A 16,534-nucleotide genomic window follows, 5' to 3' on the forward strand; every position below is an offset into this window, starting at 1 on the left:
CCGGTTCCGGCCCGGTGCGTCGTCACGGGGCCGGCCTGACGGCGAGCCGGTCGCGGACCCGTGCGGCCACGCCGCCGCGGGCCAGGTCGCGGGCGACGACGCAGGCGCGCGCGATCGTCGCGGCGCGGGAGGAGCCGTGCGCCACGACCACGGTGCCGGTGAGGCCGAGCAGGGCCGCGCCGCCGTGCGTCTCGGGGTCGTAGAGCCGGGCGACCTCACGCAGCCGCTCCGGCTCGGCGGCCCCGCGCCGCGCCGCGAGCGTCAGGGCCGCCCGCACCGAGCCCTCCACGTTCTTGAGCACGACGTTGCCGGTGAACCCGTCGGTCACGATGACGTCCACCGTCCCGGAGAGCACGTCATGGCCCTCGACGACGCCGTGGAAGCGCAGCGGCGCCCGGCGCAGCAGCTCCTCGGCGCGGCGGGTGAGCCGGTTGCCCTTGCCCGGCTCCGACCCGATCGACAGCAGGCCCACGGACGGTTCGGCCACGCCGAGCACCAGTTCCGCGTAGCAGGCGCCGAGCAGCGCGAACTGCACGATCATCTCGGGGGTCGGGTCCATGGTGGCGCCCGCGTCGATGAGCACGGTGGCCCCGCCGCCGGTCGTCGGCAGCGCGACGGCCAGCCCCGGCCGCGACACCGGCGCGGCCAGGCCCAGGTGCCGCACGGCGTTCGCGACGACCGCGCCGGTGGACCCGGCGGACACGAAGGCCCCTCCCACCCCCCGGCCCAGCAGGTCGAAGGCCACGGCGAGGCTGGACCCGGTCCTGGCGAGGGCCCCCGCGCCGCGCTCGGTCATCGGGACGACGTCGCCGGCGTGCGCCACCTCGGCCTCGCCGCGCGCGCCGAGCCGGGCCAGCTCGCTGTCGAGCACGTCTCGCCGACCGGCGAGGATCACCTCGACGCCGTGCGCGCGCCGCGCCAGGACCGCTCCCTGGATGATCTCGGCCGGGCCGTGGTCGCCGCCCATGGCGTCGACCACGACCGGCAGGTCCCGCGGGTCGGGTGCCATGTCAGGGCGCCTCCGCCCGCGTCCGGCGCTCGGCGCGGTCCGCCGAGGCGGCGGCGGCGAGCTGCCGCGCGAACACGGCGAGCCTGCGCCGCCTCGGCACCCGCGCACGCGCCGCCAGCACGTCGTACCCGGCCGCCTCGACCTGGTCCAGGATGCCGCCGTACAGCTCGTACGCCGCGCGGATGCACGGCCGCGAGGACGGCACGAGCATCCCGATGCCGGGCAGCGCCCGCCGGTACAGCTCGCGCGCCCGGCCCGTCTCGTAGGCGATCAGGTCGCGCACGGCGCGGCTCGCCCGGCCAGCGGCGAGGTCGCCCACCGTGACGCCGAACCTGTCCAGGTCCTCGAGCGGCAGGTAGACCCGTCCCCGGGCGAGGTCCTCCGCCACGTCGCGGATGAAGTTGGTGAGCTGGAAGGCCAGGCCCAGCATCCGGGCGGGCTCGCGGGCCCGCTCCGCGGCGCCCGGCAGCGGTTCGAGCACGGGCAGCATCATCGTGCCGATGACGGCGGCCGAGCCCTCCATGTAGCCGAGCAGCTCCTCGTAGGTGGCGTACCGGGTCACGGTCAGATCCGCCCGCATCGAGCCGAGGAAGGCGCCGACGTCGTCCAGGTCGATGGCGAAGGACCGCACGGTGTGCGTGAACGCGGGCAGCACCGGATCGCCGGCCTGGTCACCGGCTCGGCCGGCGGCTCCGTCGCCGTCGGTGGCCTGGCCGGGGGATCGGTCACCGGTGATCCACGCGGACAGCCGGGTGGTGAGGCCGTCCAGGGCCGCCGCCCGGTCGCCGGTCATCGCGAAGGAGTCCACGATCTCGTCGGCGTACCGGGCGAAACCGTACAGGGCGTGGACGTGCGGGCGCTTCCAGGCGGGCAGCAGGCGGGTGGCCAGGTAGTAGGAGCGCCCGTAGGCGGCGTGCAGCCGGCGGCAGCGCGCGTAGCTGGCGGTGAGCGTGACGGGAGCCGTCGTGGGCGGCGTCGTGGCGGGCGGGGGATGCGATGTCATGGGGAGCTCTCCAGGATGCGTTCCGCCGCCAGCCGGCCGGAGATCAGAACCGGCGGAACCCCCACCCCCGGCGCGGTGTACATGCCGGCGAAGTGCAGACCGGGGACGCGGCGGGCGGCGCCGGACGGGCGGAACCAGGCCGTCTGGGTGAACCGGTGGTCGAGCGCGAAGGGGGTGCCTGCCGAGTGCCCGCGCCGCCGCCACGCGGGCGGGTCGAGGACGAGGCGGGGCGCCGAGGACAGGTCGCCGTAGCCCAGGCCGGCGAGCCGGGCGAGCATGCGGTCCAGCAGCCGCGGGGTGAGGCGTTCCCAGTCGCCGCCGCGGGCGAGGTTCGCGGTCGGCTCCAGCACGCTGAGCGTCGCGTGGCCGTCCGGGGCGGCGTCGCCGTCCGTCCGGGGACAGGTGACCAGGAGGCTGGGGTCCGGCTGCGGGCGTCCCGCCGCCAGCGCGTCGAAGGTGGACTCCCACGCCCGTCCGAAGTGCAGGGTGTGGTGGGCGCGGCCGGGCAGGGGCCGGTCCAGGCCGAAGTGCGCGACCAGGCAGGACGGCGAGAACCGCGGCCTGCGCAGCCGGCGGTCGTCCGCCTCGGGGGGCAGCAGGCCGCGTGCCGCGAGCCGGTCGCAGGCGAGTACGACGTGGTCCGCCGCGAGCCGCTCGCCGGTGTCCAGCCGGACCGCGGTCACGCCCGCGCCGCCGGTCTCCACCCGGGTGGCCCGCACGCCGTACCGGAACCGCGCGCCCGCCTTCTCGGCGGCGCCGGCCATGGCGCGCGGGATCGCGTGCATGCCGCCCTCGACCGGGAAGTAGACGCCGCCGACCGTGTCCATGTGCGCGATCACCGCGTAGATGCCCAGGGCGCGCCGCGGTGCGAGCCCGACGTACAGGGCCTGGAAGGTGTGCGCCCTGATCAGCCGCTCGTCGGTCAGGTGCCGGCGCACCAGGCCGTCCAGGCGGCGGAAGCCGCCGAGCGCGGCGATCCTGGCGAGCGCGTACGGCCGGGCCAGGGCCCGCAGGCGGGTCATGTCCCTGTCGATGAAGGCGTTCCACTCGACGTGGAACATGTCCTCCAGGTGCCGGCGGAAGCGCAGGTAGCGGACGGCCTCACCGGGGCCGCACAGCTCCCGCACCTGCTCGGCCATCGCCTCGGCTCCGGCGACCACGTCCAGGCGGGACCCGTCGTGGTAGGTCATCCGGTAGTAGGGGTCGAGCCGCCGCAGCGGCAGCCAGGACGACAGCTCCGCGCCGGCGGCGGCGAAGGTGTCGGCGAGCACGTCCGGCATGGTCAGCACCGAAGGGCCGGTGTCGAACCGGTACGGGCCCGCGGAGGCGGTCCCGCAGCATCCTCCCGGCCCGTCCTGCGCCTCCACGACGGTCACCTCGCGGCCGGCTCCGGCCAGCCGCATCGCCGCCGCGAGCCCGCCGAGACCCGCTCCGACCACCACGACGTGCCCACGCCCGCCCTCCGGCCCTCCGGCTCGTCGCGCACCCGCCCGGCCCCTGCCGCCCATCAGGCGCTCCCGGCGCGCAGCCGTCGCGTCTTGTGCGGCAGCGCCGCGCCGGCCCTGGTGAACCCGGGCATGCCCGGCAGGGAGGCGGCGAGGTCACGGCCCACCACCTCGCGGGCGGCGTCCCTCAGGAAGCCCGGCCGTCGCGTCTCCTGGTCGCGGAGCTCTTGGAGGCGGCGGTCGAGGGGCTCCCGGACATCGATCTTCCGCTGGGCAGATGTCACCATGCGCACCGCTCCTTCGCCCCCACAGGGATCATGGGCTCGTTTGCTGGGTTTTCGTACGCACCCGCCGTCCCGGTTGCATCGCCGCGCCACCCCTGTACCCGCCGTCTCCTCCGGGCCCGGGCGGGCCCCGGTTCTTTGACCACTGTTGGCGTCCCCGTGCCGCCCGCGAGGTTGCCTCGGCCGGGCATGGCGAGATACGACTGGAACTTGAATAGATTTTGAGTAAGTTCATGCCTCGTGGGGACAAGGGGAAGATGATGAGCGCGGAAGTCAGGCCCCGGTTGGCGGTGTCGAGCTGCCTGCTCGGCGACCCCGTGCGGTTCAACGGCGGGCACAGCCGCGACCGGTTCCTCACCACCGAACTGTCGCAGTACGTGGACTGGCTACGGATCTGCCCCGAGATGGAGATCGGCCTCGGCACGCCACGCGAGACCCTCCGCCTGGAACGCTCGCCCGACGGCCCGCGCCTGGTCACCCGGCGCGGCCGCGCCGACCTCACCGCGCCGATGAGATCCCTGGCCACGGCCCGCGCCGCCGCGCTCGACGTGGACGGGTACGTGTTCAAGGCCAAGAGCCCGAGCTGCGGCATCCACGGCATCCCCCTGTACGCCGGGGACGGCGTGGTCGACCGGCGCAACAGGGGACTGTTCGCCGGGGCGGTGATCGACGCCCACCCCTCCCTCGCCGTCGAGGACGAGGGCCGGCTGCGCGACGCCGCGCTGCGCGAGGCGTTCGTAGAACGGATCTTCGCCGCCGCCCGGCTGCGGTCCCTGCTCGCCGGGCCCTGGCGTCCCCGCGACCTGGTCGCCTTCCACGCCCGCCACAAGATGCAGGTCCTCGCGCACGCCCCCGAGGCGTACCGCGCGCTCGGACGCCTCGTCGCCACCGCCGGGACGGCGCCGCGCGAACCGCTCGCCCGCTCCTACGCCCGCGCCTTCCGCGCCGCGCTGGCCCGCAAGGCGACCGTCGGGCGCAACGTCAACGTCCTGTACCACTGCCTCGGCATGATCAGCGAACGGCTCGACCGCGCCCGCCGCGCCGACCTGGTCGAGGTCATCGAGTCCTACCAGGCGCACCAGGTCGCGCTCAGCGTGCCCGTCACCCTCCTGCGCCACCACGCCAGGGGCGAGAACGCGGCCTACGTGTACGACCAGTCGTACCTGACGCCGTATCCCGATCCCCTTCGCCTGCGTAATCACGTGCCGTCCTGACGGGCGCGGGGCCCGCCCTCAGCAGAAGGACCGCCGGCACGACGAGCAGCGCGGCCGAGGCGGCGGCCAGGACGCCGTACCCGCCCGTGGACAGGATCACCGTGGCGCTCTGGCCGGCCACCGCCGCCACGACCCAGATCACCGCGTCCACCTCTCCCTCCAGCCGGGTACGGTCCGCCGCCGGCAGGTCACGGGCCAGCCGTCCGCTGCCGCCGATGAAGCACAGGTTCCACCCGTACCCCAGGAGGAACAGCCCCGCCGTCCGCGACAGCGGGTGCGCGTCGCCGGTGGCGGCCAGGAACGCGGCGGCGAGCAGCGTCACCAGCCCGGCGGCCATCACCGGCCGGGTTCCCAGGCGGTCCACCAGCCGTCCGGTCAGCGGCGACAGGGCGAACATGCCGAACGTGTGCGCCGACAGCGCGACCCCCACCGCGCCGAGCCCCTGGCCGTGCATGTGCATGTCGAGAGGGGCGGCGGTCATCAGCGCCACCATGATCACCTGACCGGTCACCATGGTCGCCACCGTCGGCCACGCCACCCGGTTTCCCGCCAGCCCGCGCGCCCGCCCGGCGGGCGCGTCCGGTGCCTGCGCGGCGCCTGTGCCCGTCGCCGCCTGAGGTGCGCCCGTGGCCGTCGTGCTCCGGGGGAGTGCCCGCACGACGATCGCCGCGCCCGCCGACGCGAGCAGCGTCGACAGCAGCGGCCCGGTGAGCGGGGGCGCGCCGAGCGCGGCGGCCGCGTCCGCGGCCGGCTGGAGCAGCAGCGGCCCGCCCACCGCGCCGACCGTCGCCCCCCACACCACGATGCCGATCGCGAACCCGCGCCGGTCCGGGGCGTGGAAGTCGGCGGCGGCGTACCGCGAGAGCTGCGCGGCGGCGTTGCCCAGCCCGAGCAGCAGCGTTCCCGCGCACAGCAGGACGACCTGGTGGGCCGCCACCGCGGCGACCGCGAGCGCGGCCCCGGCGATGGCGGCGAGGTAGCCGAGCGCGAGCCCCGGACGCCTGCCGCGCCGCTCCATCAGCCGGGTGAGCAGCAGCGCGCCGAGGCCGGTCCCGGCGATGCTCGCGGTCACCGGGACGCCGCTCCAGGCGGTGCCCAGGTTCTCGGCGGCGGCGAAGGTCGCCGTGACGCCGGCCGTCGCCATGGCCGCGTTCATGAGGGCCGTCCCCGCCGAGAGCGCCACGGTGGCCCGCACCCGGACGTCGGCCCCGTGGATCACGCCCTCCACCTGGAGAGCGGTGACGGCGCCCTGAGAAGGGAGCCCCCGGCATCGGCGTTGACCGGAGTAACCCGCGAAAGACTCAAAACCCTACAAAAGTGCTCTACGGCAACAAACAACACAAGCCCGCGAGCTTAACAGTCCACCCACCAGAAGTCGCGGGGATTACGAGCGCCCCGGGGGACCGGGAACCTCCTCGTGCCGCTCCTCCTCGGAGGTGCGCGGCGGCGGCGGGACCGGCGTCGTCCCACGGGCGTAGCCCTCGCTCAGCCTGGCCCGCAACCGGCCCAGCGGATGCCGTACGACCACGGGGATCACCCCGCCGCCGTCCGGGCCCGCCCGGATGACCGGGATGGCCTTCTTGCCCCGCACCACGTCCGCCAGCTCCTCCAAGGGGGGCACGTGCACCTCGACGTACTCGCCGTTCGGCAGCCGCTTGATCACGCCGGACTCGACGCCGTGGGACAGCGTCTCCAGGTCCCTGCGCTGCAGGGCCACGCACAGGCGGTGGGTGATGACGTAGGCGACCACGGGCCCGAGGAAGATCAGCAGCCGTCCGGCCTGCGTGGTCGAGTAGAGCGGGATGTGGAACCGCGCGGAGATCCAGTCGTTGGTCCCCATCAGCCACAGGACGCCGTAGAACGTGATCGCCGCGGCGCCGATCGCGGTGCGGTGCGGGTTGTTGCGGGGACGGTCGCACAGGTGGTGCTCACGGTCGTCCCCCGTGATCCACCGTTCGACGGCGGGGTACACCAGCAGGCCGACGAAGATGATGCCGATCGGCAGGAAGGCGGGCACGAGCACGCTGAGCGGAACCGTGTGCCCGAGGAAGTTCCACTCCCACGACGGCATGAGCCGCAGCGAACCCTCCAGGAAGCCCATGTACCAGTCGGGCTGCGAACCCGACGAGACGCTGGACGGCGTGTACGGGCCGAACAACCAGATCGGGTTGATCTGGGCGGCCGTCGCGAGCAGCGCCAGCGCGCCGAACGTCACCACGAAGTAGGCGGTCGACTTGGCCATGAACGACGGGTAGAACGGCCCGCCCACCACGTTCGTCTCGGTGCGCCCCTTGCCGGGCATCTGCGTGTGCTTCTGCACCCACATCAGCACGAGATGGGCGGACACCAGCGCCAGCAGGGCGCCAGGGATCAGCAGGATGTGCATGCTGAAGAACCGCGCGATGACGTCCTGGCCGGGATACTCCCCGCCGAACAGCAGGAACGACAGATACGTGCCCACGATCGGGACCCCGATGATCACCCCCTGGGTGATGCGCAGCCCGGCGCCCGACAGCAGGTCGTCCGGCAGCGAGTACCCGGTCAGGCCCTCGCCGAGGGCCAGCGCGAACAGCAGCACGCCGATGGTCCAGTTGATGTCGCGCGGCTTGCGGTAGGCCCCCGTGAAGAACACCCGCAGCATGTGCACCGTGATCGCCGCCACGAACAGCAGCGCCGCCCAGTGGTGGATCTGCCGGACCAGCAGACCTCCGCGCACGTCGAAGCTGATGTGCAGGGTGGACGCGTACGCCTCGGACATGCGCAAGCCGTACAAAGGCTGGTAGGAGCCCCGGTAGACGAGCTCGCCCATGCTCGGCCTGAACCAGAACGTCAGGAAGACGCCCGTGAGGATCAGGATCACGAAGGTGTAGAGCGCGATCTCGCCGAGCAGGAACGACCAGTGGTCCGGAAAGACCTTGCGAAGGTTGCGCTTGAACCACGACGCCGCCCCCAGGCGGTCGTCGATGAACTCCGCGCGCTCCGCGAGAAGCTTCGGCGGGCCGTCGAACGTCATGGCTGCCCCCTACCTACATCTCCGACCTCCGCCGCGCCCCCGCCCCCTCGGCCCCGCACGGCCCACCCACACTCAGTACCTACAACGCTACGCTTTGCACACCCATGACCTCCCTCCAGGTCACCCCGCCCCCTCGTCCGCCCTGACCGGCTGTACCCGTCGCAGGGATAGGGAGGGCCTGGCGGCAGGTGATTTGTAGTGGCTGAGGTGTGTTGAGCCCACCCGTGCGGCGCCGTCGTGCCTGGTCGCCGTGATCCCACCCACAACCTCGCGCCGACAAGCGAACGACAGGGAGACCTCCGTCACCCTCGCCAAAGACCCGCGGCCGTACCTGCCGGACAGGGAGACCTCCGTCACCCTTGCCAAAGACCCGCGGCCGTACCTGCCGGAAGTCCGTGGCCGCTTTCGCCAGGTGCCCCGGTGCGCCTTCGAGGGTGTCGCGCACCTACTGGGTGGGCTTACGGTGCCTGGCCCCGACGGGCCCGCACGGGTGGGGCCGGTCAGTTCGGCCATTCAGCGCGGTGGTCTGACCGGTCGTTGTACGGATCGGGAGGGCCTGGCGGCAGGTTGTCTGTAGTGGTTGAGGTGTGTTGAGCCCACCCGTGCGGCGCCGTCGTGCCTGGTCGCCGTGATCCCACCCACAACCTCGCGCCGATAAGCGACACGACACAGAGAACCCCGCGCCATGCGGCAGGGACTACCCGCCACGTGAGAGGGACTGCCCGCCATGTGAAACGGACTGCCCGCCACGTGAGAGGGGATGGGCCGCCACGTGAAACGGACTGCCCGCCGCGTGAGAGGGACTGCCCGCCGCGTGACAGAGACCGCGCTCTGTGCGAGACAGGGTCAGCAGTGCGGCCGCACACCCCTACGCGATGAAGGCGGCAACGCGGTCAGACGCCTCGGCGCAGGGCCCACTCGACTCCCGGGCAGCGGTCCATGACCACGTCGAGTCCCGCGTCCAGGGCGCGGCGTGCGGCGGCCTCGTCGATCACGCCGAGGGGGAGCCACACCGCGCCGACCCCCGCCGCGATCGCCTCGTCCACCACCTGCCCGGCGAACTCCGCCCGCCGGTACACGCCGACGACGTCCACCTTCCCCGGTACCTCGCCCAGCGACGCGTACACCCGCTCACCCAGCACGCTCGTCGCGGACGGATGCACAGGAACGATCTTCTTTCCCCGCATCTGCAGCAACCGCGCCTGCTGGTAGGCCGTCCGCTCCGGATCCTCGCCCAACCCCACGAACGCCCACGTCTCCGACTCCCCGAGAAGCCGCTTGATCACTACCTCGTCCGCAAAACGTTCATCCACGCCTCGGTCAACACCAAGCCATCCGCACGACTTCCCTGGGCGTGCCAGGGGGTCAGGCCGCCGGCGAGCCTCGCAGCCCCGGTCACCACGCAGCCGGCCCCTTCGCTCGCGCCGTGTTCGGGGCGGGGCGCGGCGGTGAGAAGCCGTTTCGGTCTAACGCCAAATCCCGATCTCGGCTGCGCCGGACGCGTCGCTGGGCGAAGATCTCATCCAACCGTCGACGACGGCCACGGAAGTGATCGGTAGAGATCGGCCTGCAGGGAGGCCCCGATGATCGAAGACCACACCCGCTTATCCGCGGTCACGTTGGGATAGCGCCCGCATGCCCAACGTAACCCGGCTGTTCCAGGTAGTACTTCGCGACGGCGCGACACCCGTCTCCCTCCGGCTCCGCCGCACCTTCGGCGAATGGCTCGTCGCGAGAGGGCTGCCGTCCCCGGACGGCGGCATGCCGCTGCAGGAGTTCGAGGCGGACGGTCTGCGCGTCCGCATGGAGCGCAGAGCCGACTGCGGTCGCTACCGCGTCGAGGAGTCGCGGGGAGCGGGACTGCTGCGCACCCGGATCACCTACCACGAGCCCATTCCCGGACTCACCGGCTGGGTCGTCGTCACGGTCGAGGAGGACGGCCCGACGGGCGGCGTCCGGGCGCCGGAGTTCCTCCCGGCGTACCTGCGCACCGCGCGCGTCAGCGACGGGGCCGTGCACCTGACCGACGCGCCCGAGGTGATCGACGAGCACGCCGTCGCCCGGCTGGTCCACACCCTGGCCGAGCGCGACCGCCGAGTGCCCATCGTCGTCGTGACCCCTGACCCGCAGGACGCCTCCGCCGCCACGACCAGAGCCGGCCACATCGCCACCGCCGCCGCGGGCGCCGCCGCGGTCGTCCGCCTCGCCGACATGCGCGCCCAGGACCGGTTCAACAAGGCCCTCGGCGGCGACCTGCGGGTGTACGGCGGCGGCATCCGCACCTACCTGGCGCCTTTCGACCCGGCGACGGAGAGATCACCCCACCGGCACCGGGCGATCGGCGGCGGCATGCTCCGCACCCAGGGGCAGGAAGCCCTCCGCATCGTCACGGAAGGCACCATCGGCGAGACCACCCGCCGCCCCCTCCCCGGCGACGTCCTGCGCGCGTACCGGATCGTCTCCCGCATCCTGTCCGGCAAGTCCGAGCCCAAGGACATCCACGCCGCCGTCACCCCGCCCACGGCCGATGACGCGAGAGAAGGTCTGCGGCGCCGGATGATGGCCCTGACCGTACGCCCGAGCCCGGTCCCGCGGCCCGCCCCCGGGCCCGCGACGACGTCGGCGGTCGCGGACGCCGCCGAGGGGGAGGACGTGGCTCCTGCTGACCAGGAGGCGGTTGTCGCGCATCCGGAACCGTCTCCCGTCGACCAGCCGGTCGGCGCCGCGCAGGCCGAGCCCGCATGGGAGGTCTCCGACCTCGCCCCCAGGGTCGCGAAGGTGGTGGCCGACGAGTTACGCGGAGAGTTGGAGACCGCGCTCAACCTGGCCGTCTCGTCCAACGGCTCTGACGACACGCTGCTCCGCCAGATGCGTGTCCTCGGAGCGCATGTCGAGGGGCTGCGCGAGGCGGTCATCGAACGCCTGCACGGCGAGTCGCCACGCGAGCGGAGCGAGTACGACGACCTGCGGGACGAATACGAGATCCTGCAGGACGAGTACGCCGAGGTCGTGGCCGAGTCCCGGAAACTCCGCGCGCGCATCCGCTGGCTGGAGGGCAAACTCGCCACCTCCGGCCAGCCCCACTACGGCCTGGCCCCCGACGAGCCCGGTTTCGAGCCCACCAGCCTCATGGACGCCGTCACCATGGCCCGCGACACCCTCGCGCACGTCGTGATCGGCGACACCGACGCGGCCGCGACCAAACTCGACCTGGACTACCCGGCCCTCGCCCGGGCCTGGGCGGGCAAGGCATGGGACGCCCTGCGCGCCCTCAACGCCTACGCCGAAGCCAGCGCGAGCGGCGATTTCACCGGCGGAGGATTCCGCGAATGGTGCATGAGCAGCACGGACCTCGCCATCCCCGCCGGAATGGTCGTCATGACCGAATCCCAAACCGTCCACACCAACGGCAAGTACAGCGCCAAACGCACGTTCCCCGTCCCCGTCGAAGTCCACCCCTCCGGCAAGGTCCTGATGGAGGCCCACATCAAACTCCGCCAGGGCGGTACCCCGGCCCCCCGCATCCATTTCCACGACGACTCCGGCGGCCTCACCACCAAGATCTGGATAGGCCACATAGGCCCCCACCTCCCCAACACCCTGACGAACTGACCTCTGTCCGGCGAAACGGGGCCTCGGGAGTTGACGGTTCGGAGCGCTGCCGATCAGCGGTGACCCTACGCCGGGCGGCTGGGGGACGGGCCGCGTCTCTCGTTGAGGGCGAGGAGGCTTACCAGGTCGTAGGCCACGTGGGAGGCGGCGACCGAGGTGAGTTCGGCGTGGTCGTAGGCGGGGGCGACCTCGACGACGTCCGCGCCGACGAGGTTGCCGCCCGCGAGGCCCCGCAGGATCTCCAGCAGCTCCCTGCTGGTCAGGCCGCCCGCCTCCGGGGTGCCGGTGCCTGGGGCGTGCGCCGGGTCGAGGACGTCGATGTCGATGGACAGATAGAGCGGACGGTCGCCGATCCGCTGACGGAGCGCGTCCACGACCTCGTCCACACCGCGCCGCATGACGTCGGCGCTGGTGATCACGCCGAAGCCCATCCGCCTGTCGTCGTCGAGGTCCTTCTTGGCGTACAGCGGGCCGCGGGTGCCGACGTGGCTGAGCGCCTCGGTGTCGAGGAGGCCCTCCTCCGCCGCGCGGCGGAACGGCGTGCCGTGGGTGTACTCGGCGCCGAAGTAGGTGTCCCAGGTGTCCAGGTGCGCGTCGAAGTGCAGCAGCGCGACCGGCCCGTGCAGCCGGGCGGCGGCGCGCAGCAGCGGCAGTGCGATGGTGTGGTCGCCGCCGATCGTGACCAGCCGGGTCCCGTCCGCGGCGAGGCCGGAGGCGGCCTCGTCGATGGTCTCGACCGCCTCGTTGATGTCGAACGGGTTGCACGCGATGTCCCCCGCGTCGGCCACCTGCTGGGTCGCGAACGGCGAGACGTCCAGGCCGGGGTGGTACGGCCGGAGCAGGCGGCTCGCCTCACGGACGGCCGAGGGGCCGAACCGCGCCCCCGGCCGGTAGGAGACACCGGCGTCGAACGGGACGCCCACGACCGCCACGTCGGCGCGTCCCACCTCGTCCAGGCGGGGCAGCCGGGCGAAGGTCGCCGGGCCGGCGAAGCGCGGAACGCGGGAGGAGTCGACGGGCCCCCGTGGCTCGGTCATCCGGTCGGTCCTTTCGTGGGGGAGGGGACGGACGCAGGCCGACAGTAGCCGGACCGGTGCCACGTCGCCTCTGGCCGAATCATCCATCAGGGACGGGTGGCGCTGTGCGAGTCGTCCATTTCGCATCACCGGCCCGCTCATAGACTCGGTCGTCACCTACGAGCCGAGGAGGATCGTGAGCGACGTGATCACAGCGGCCGGGCTTCCCGCCGCCTTCGCCTGGTCACCCAAGGGCTGGCCGTCCGAACGGGCGTTCGGCGCACCGGACGCGGCCGAGGTCTGGTGCTATACCGACCGGTTCTCCTACCTTCCCGGTGAGACCGTGCGGTTCCACCTCAGCGCCAGCGTCCCGTCCTTCGATCTCGAAGTCGTCCGTGACGGGCTGGAGCCGCGCGTGCTGTGGTCACGAAAGGGGCTGACCGCGGGCCGTTTCGAGGCGCCGGCCGACGCGCACGCCGTCGGCTGCGACTGGCCGGTGGGGCTGGAGCTGGAGATCCCGGCCGACTGGCGGAGCGGGTTCCACATCGTGACGGTGCGCGCGACCACCCCTGAGGGCGAGCTGTGGGAACGCGAGCACTTCTTCGTGGTCAAGGCGCCCGCACAGCGGCAGGCCCGCACCGCGCTCGTGCTGACGACCAGCACGATGCTGGCCTACAACGACTGGGGCGGCGCCAACCACTACCGCGGGCTGGGAGACGACCCGCGCCACGACGCCGGGTCGCCGCTCGCCTCGACGCGGCGCCCCATCGCGCGGGGCATGATCCGCAAGCCCGCCGGGGCGCCGCGCGAGGCCAACCCGGGGGTGCTGCCGATCGGCGGGGCCCCGCGCTACCCGTCCTACGAATGGGCGCGGCTGTTCGGATACAGCCGCCACCACGCCGACGCCTTCTGGGCCACCTACGAGCGGCACTTCGTGGTGTGGGCGGAGCGCAACGGCTACGAGCTGGACTACCTCACCCAGCACGACCTGCACTTCGACCCGGGGGCGCTGGACGGGTACTCCTGCGTCGTCATCGTCGGCCACGACGAGTACTGGTCGTGGCGGATGCGGGACACCGTGGACCGGTACGTGGACGGTGGCGGCAACCTCGCCAGGTTCGGCGGGAACTACCAATGGCAGGTGCGGCTCAGCGAGGACGGAAGCACGCAGTACTGTTACCGGCTGCCGTCCTTGGACCCCGCCTCGGGGGAGACGCCCCATCTCGCCACGACCGTGTGGGAGGCGAAGTCGGTCGGCCGTCCCGGCGCGACCACCATGGGCCTCAACGGTCTCGGCGGGATCTACAACCGCTACGGCGTCGCGACGCCCCGCTCGTCGGGCGGGTTCACCGTCTACCGGCCGCACCACTGGGCGATGGAAGGGACCGACCTCTACTACGGCGACCTGCTCGGCGGTCCCCCCTCCTTCCTCGCCGCCTTCGAGCTCGACTCGGTCGAGTACACGTTCCGGCGCGGGCTGCCGTACCCGACGTTCGAGGACGGCGCCCCGCAGACCCTGGAGATCCTCGCTCTCGCACCCGCCGTACGCGGTGAGGAGGACCGCTTCGCGGGCCGCGTGCCGATCGGCGGCCCCGAAGAGGAGGTCTACAACTACAACAAGGATCTCGGCGATGATCTGCCGGACTACGTGCACGAGGGCGAGATGCGCGGCGCCGGGATGATCGCGGCCTTCACCCGCGGCGACGGCGAGGTCTTCAACGGGGGCACCACGGAGTGGTCCCACGTGCTCAGCCTCGGCGACCCCTTCGTCGAACGCATCACCCACAACGTCCTTCGCCGCTTCGGAGCCGCCTCGTGACCACCTCGACGAACCCCGCCGACGCCGGCATCGACCTCGTCCGTACCATCGACGCCCGCAACGGTGAGCGCTTCGTGCCCCCGCTGACCGACTACCATCTGCTGTCCTCCGAATGGCAGGAGGAGGAGTTCCGCCTGTTCGGGGGCGCCGCGACCTCCTACACCGGCGGCTTCTGGAGGGGTGAGCCCGGCGCCGTGCGCTTCGAGTCGTGGCCGTACGACGAGATCTGCGTCATCCTCAAGGGGCGGGTCGCCGTTCAGGACGCCGAAGGGCGGCGCAAGGAGTTCGGCGCCGGCGAGTCGTTCCACATCCCGCAGGGTTTCCGCGGCGACTGGATCACCATCGAGCCGAGCGAGAAGATCTTCGTCGGGGTGGGCCGCTGAGCTCGGCCGGCGGTTGCACCGTGCGGCGTCACTAAAATCGGCGGCATGGTCGCGCTGAGCGTGTTCGTCGCCCGGTTGGGCCTGGCGGTCCTGGCGGGTGAGGACCGACTCGACGCGCCGATCCGCTGGGTCCACGTCAGCGAGCTCACCGACCCCTCGCGTTACCTCCAGGGCAACGAGCTGCTGCTCCTCGCGGGCACCAACCTGCGCCCCGAGCAGAGCGCGCAGTACGTGAGCCGGGTCAAGGCGGCCGGGATCACGGCGCTCGGCTTCGGCGTGACGCCGGTCTTCGACCGCGTGCCGGAGGAACTCGTCGCCGCCTGCCGCGAGCAGCGTCTTCCGCTGCTGGAGGTCCCCGCCTCGGTCGCGTTCGAATCCTGCGCCGAGTTGCTCTACGGAGAGCTGCTCTCCACGGAGCTGTCGGAGATCAGACGGCTGACCGAGGCGCAGGGTGCCCTGATCAGGGCCGTCACGGGCCCGTCCCCGATCACCAAGACCCTGGAACTGCTGGCCGCGCACACCGGCGGGTGGGCGCTCCTGTACGACCGGGCCAGGGATCGGCAGTGGAGCGGCGGGGTGCCTCGCGTCGACGCCGATGTGCGTGCCGCCATCGACCGGGTCTGCGCGAGCACGCTCCCGGCGAGCGCCACGATGAGCTCGGTCGACCAGCGCGTCATGGTGCAGTCGGTGGTAGGGCCACTGCCCTCCGGATACGCGCTGGCCGTCGGCGCCCCGGTGGTGGCGGGCGTCACCGACCACGCCGTCGTGAAGATGGCGGCGTCCCTGCTCAGCCTGGTGATTCCGGGCCCGGTGGACGACCGGCCCTCACACCAGGTCGGCCGGGCGGCGCTGGCGCTCGCGCTCCACCCGCGCTCGCCTCGCTGGATCGAGCACGCCGCGGCCGTGTTCGGGGTGCAGGGCACGGATGGTCTCTGGCGGGTCGTCCGCGCGCGGATCAAGGACCGGGCGGCCGAGGCGCGGACCCACGACCGGCTCGGCGAGTTCGCGTCCCGGCTGGCTTCCCCGTTCGTCGACCAGGACGGCGCGGTCTGCGTCGCCCTGCTGCCCGCCTCCACCCCGCTCTCCCAGATCATCGAGGATCTCGCCGAGGGCGGCTGGCTGGCCGGCATCAGCTCGGCTCACCCCGTGGCGCGGCTGCGCGAGGCGCACGAGGAGGCCGTCCGGGCGTTGCGTACGGCGATGTTCCAGGGCGTCAGCGTGGTGAGCGGTACGGAGGTCGACGGGCTGGCCGGGGCGCTGGACATGACCCGCCTGCGGGACTTCGCCGACCGCAGGTTCCGGCCGCTGCGCGAGCGCCGCCAGCAGGACGCCCCCGAACTGCTCGCCACGCTGGGAGCCTGGCTGCGCCACGGCGGTCACTGGGACCGTACCGCCGAGGAACTCGGCGTCCATCGCAACACGGTGCGCCATCGCATCGGGCAGGTGGAGGCCGGCCTCGGCTGCCGGCTCAGCGACGCCGACACGCGGCTGGAGCTGCACCTCGCCCTCCGGGCACTCGAAGAGCTCTGAGAGGGCCCTTCACACGGGGACTTCGTCCGGCAAGTGTGCGAAACGTACACTTGCGGCGGCGGAGTCTGGACGAATCGTCGCTCGTGGGCGCCGCCGTCCCGCCATAGGCTCCGGCGTTACGTCGGCCCGGTGCGCACCCTCCCCAGGCCTCCCTTCCTTCTTGAATCCAGCCGCATTCCAAGCACCGGTGTACCGCCCGTAGTAAG

At 72.7% G+C, this 16,534-nt stretch carries 13 protein-coding genes; 5 read left to right on the forward strand and 8 right to left on the reverse strand.

Going from position 1 to position 16,534, the window contains the following annotated elements; all coding sequences use genetic code 11:
• Positions 1–22: 22 nt before the first annotated feature.
• From plsX to BJ981_RS22950, 4 genes are read right to left on the reverse strand one after another with little or no spacing between them, the layout of a single operon-like run.
• Positions 23–1,009 carry a phosphate acyltransferase PlsX gene (gene plsX, locus BJ981_RS22935; protein ID WP_184613596.1) on the reverse strand — a complete coding sequence of 329 codons (987 nt, stop codon included), beginning with the start codon at positions 1,007–1,009 and terminating at the stop codon, positions 23–25.
• 1 nt (position 1,010) lies between these two features.
• The gene (locus BJ981_RS22940; protein WP_184613598.1) at positions 1,011–2,012 is read right to left on the reverse strand and encodes a phytoene/squalene synthase family protein; all 1,002 of its coding nucleotides are present in this window, start codon (positions 2,010–2,012) and stop codon (positions 1,011–1,013) included.
• Entirely contained in the window at positions 2,009–3,520 is a 1,512-nt protein-coding gene (gene crtI / locus BJ981_RS22945; RefSeq protein WP_184613600.1) for a phytoene desaturase family protein, read from the reverse strand. The genes BJ981_RS22940 and crtI overlap by 4 nt, the downstream gene beginning before the upstream one ends.
• Complete coding sequence (locus BJ981_RS22950) at positions 3,520–3,744, reverse strand: hypothetical protein (RefSeq protein WP_184613602.1); 225 nt, start codon at positions 3,742–3,744, stop codon at positions 3,520–3,522. Before BJ981_RS22950 ends, crtI begins: the two co-directional genes overlap by 1 nt.
• A gap of 254 nt (positions 3,745–3,998) precedes the next feature.
• On the opposite strand from BJ981_RS22950, the gene BJ981_RS22955 reads away from it, so the two are divergent.
• On the forward strand, positions 3,999–4,955 hold the full coding sequence (locus tag BJ981_RS22955; RefSeq protein ID WP_443728994.1) for a YbgA family protein: 957 nt from the start codon (positions 3,999–4,001) through the stop codon (positions 4,953–4,955).
• Here the strand turns inward: BJ981_RS22955 and BJ981_RS22960 are convergent.
• From BJ981_RS22960 to BJ981_RS22970, 3 genes are all read right to left on the reverse strand, one after another.
• Positions 4,843–6,174 (reverse strand): MFS transporter, encoded by a 1,332-nt coding sequence (locus BJ981_RS22960; protein WP_184613606.1) that lies wholly within the window; start codon positions 6,172–6,174, stop codon positions 4,843–4,845. The two genes, BJ981_RS22955 and BJ981_RS22960, sit on opposite strands and share 113 nt — an antisense overlap.
• A gap of 165 nt (positions 6,175–6,339) precedes the next feature.
• On the reverse strand, positions 6,340–7,968 hold the full coding sequence (gene qcrB / locus BJ981_RS22965; protein WP_184613609.1) for a cytochrome bc1 complex cytochrome b subunit: 1,629 nt from the start codon (positions 7,966–7,968) through the stop codon (positions 6,340–6,342).
• A gap of 893 nt (positions 7,969–8,861) precedes the next feature.
• Positions 8,862–9,254 (reverse strand): CoA-binding protein, encoded by a 393-nt coding sequence (locus BJ981_RS22970; protein WP_239139002.1) that lies wholly within the window; start codon positions 9,252–9,254, stop codon positions 8,862–8,864.
• A gap of 349 nt (positions 9,255–9,603) precedes the next feature.
• Here BJ981_RS22970 and BJ981_RS22975 point away from each other — a divergent pair, with 349 nt between their 5' ends.
• Positions 9,604–11,580 carry a hypothetical protein gene (locus BJ981_RS22975; protein ID WP_184613613.1) on the forward strand — a complete coding sequence of 659 codons (1,977 nt, stop codon included), beginning with the start codon at positions 9,604–9,606 and terminating at the stop codon, positions 11,578–11,580.
• 65 nt (positions 11,581–11,645) lie between these two features.
• Here BJ981_RS22975 and speB read toward each other — a convergent pair whose 3' ends face one another.
• On the reverse strand, positions 11,646–12,617 hold the full coding sequence (gene speB / locus BJ981_RS22980) for an agmatinase (protein WP_184613614.1): 972 nt from the start codon (positions 12,615–12,617) through the stop codon (positions 11,646–11,648).
• 175 nt (positions 12,618–12,792) lie between these two features.
• On the opposite strand from speB, the gene BJ981_RS22985 reads away from it, so the two are divergent.
• From BJ981_RS22985 to BJ981_RS22995, 3 genes are read left to right on the forward strand one after another with little or no spacing between them, the layout of a single operon-like run.
• On the forward strand, positions 12,793–14,415 hold the full coding sequence (locus BJ981_RS22985; protein ID WP_204070002.1) for a N,N-dimethylformamidase beta subunit family domain-containing protein: 1,623 nt from the start codon (positions 12,793–12,795) through the stop codon (positions 14,413–14,415).
• Entirely contained in the window at positions 14,412–14,798 is a 387-nt protein-coding gene (locus tag BJ981_RS39330; RefSeq protein ID WP_204070001.1) for a cupin domain-containing protein, read from the forward strand. Before BJ981_RS22985 ends, BJ981_RS39330 begins: the two co-directional genes overlap by 4 nt.
• A gap of 45 nt (positions 14,799–14,843) precedes the next feature.
• Positions 14,844–16,328 carry a PucR family transcriptional regulator gene (locus tag BJ981_RS22995; protein WP_184613616.1) on the forward strand — a complete coding sequence of 495 codons (1,485 nt, stop codon included), beginning with the start codon at positions 14,844–14,846 and terminating at the stop codon, positions 16,326–16,328.
• The last annotated feature ends 206 nt before the right edge of the window (positions 16,329–16,534 follow it).

The sequence above is a fragment of the Sphaerisporangium krabiense genome, assembly GCF_014200435.1.
Classification (GTDB): domain Bacteria; phylum Actinomycetota; class Actinomycetes; order Streptosporangiales; family Streptosporangiaceae; genus Sphaerisporangium; species Sphaerisporangium krabiense.

Coding starts and splice junctions, on each gene's coding strand:
- crtI (WP_184613600.1), bottom strand. CDS start 3,520: ATGGGCGGCAGGGGCCGGGCGGGTGCGCGACGAGCCGGAGGGCCGGAG.
- BJ981_RS22995 (WP_184613616.1), top strand. CDS start 14,844: ATGGTCGCGCTGAGCGTGTTCGTCGCCCGGTTGGGCCTGGCGGTCCTG.
- BJ981_RS22950 (WP_184613602.1), bottom strand. CDS start 3,744: ATGGTGACATCTGCCCAGCGGAAGATCGATGTCCGGGAGCCCCTCGAC.
- BJ981_RS22975 (WP_184613613.1), top strand. CDS start 9,604: ATGCCCAACGTAACCCGGCTGTTCCAGGTAGTACTTCGCGACGGCGCG.
- qcrB (WP_184613609.1), bottom strand. CDS start 7,968: ATGACGTTCGACGGCCCGCCGAAGCTTCTCGCGGAGCGCGCGGAGTTC.
- BJ981_RS22955 (WP_443728994.1), top strand. CDS start 3,999: ATGATGAGCGCGGAAGTCAGGCCCCGGTTGGCGGTGTCGAGCTGCCTG.
- speB (WP_184613614.1), bottom strand. CDS start 12,617: ATGACCGAGCCACGGGGGCCCGTCGACTCCTCCCGCGTTCCGCGCTTC.
- BJ981_RS22940 (WP_184613598.1), bottom strand. CDS start 2,012: ATGACATCGCATCCCCCGCCCGCCACGACGCCGCCCACGACGGCTCCC.
- plsX (WP_184613596.1), bottom strand. CDS start 1,009: ATGGCACCCGACCCGCGGGACCTGCCGGTCGTGGTCGACGCCATGGGC.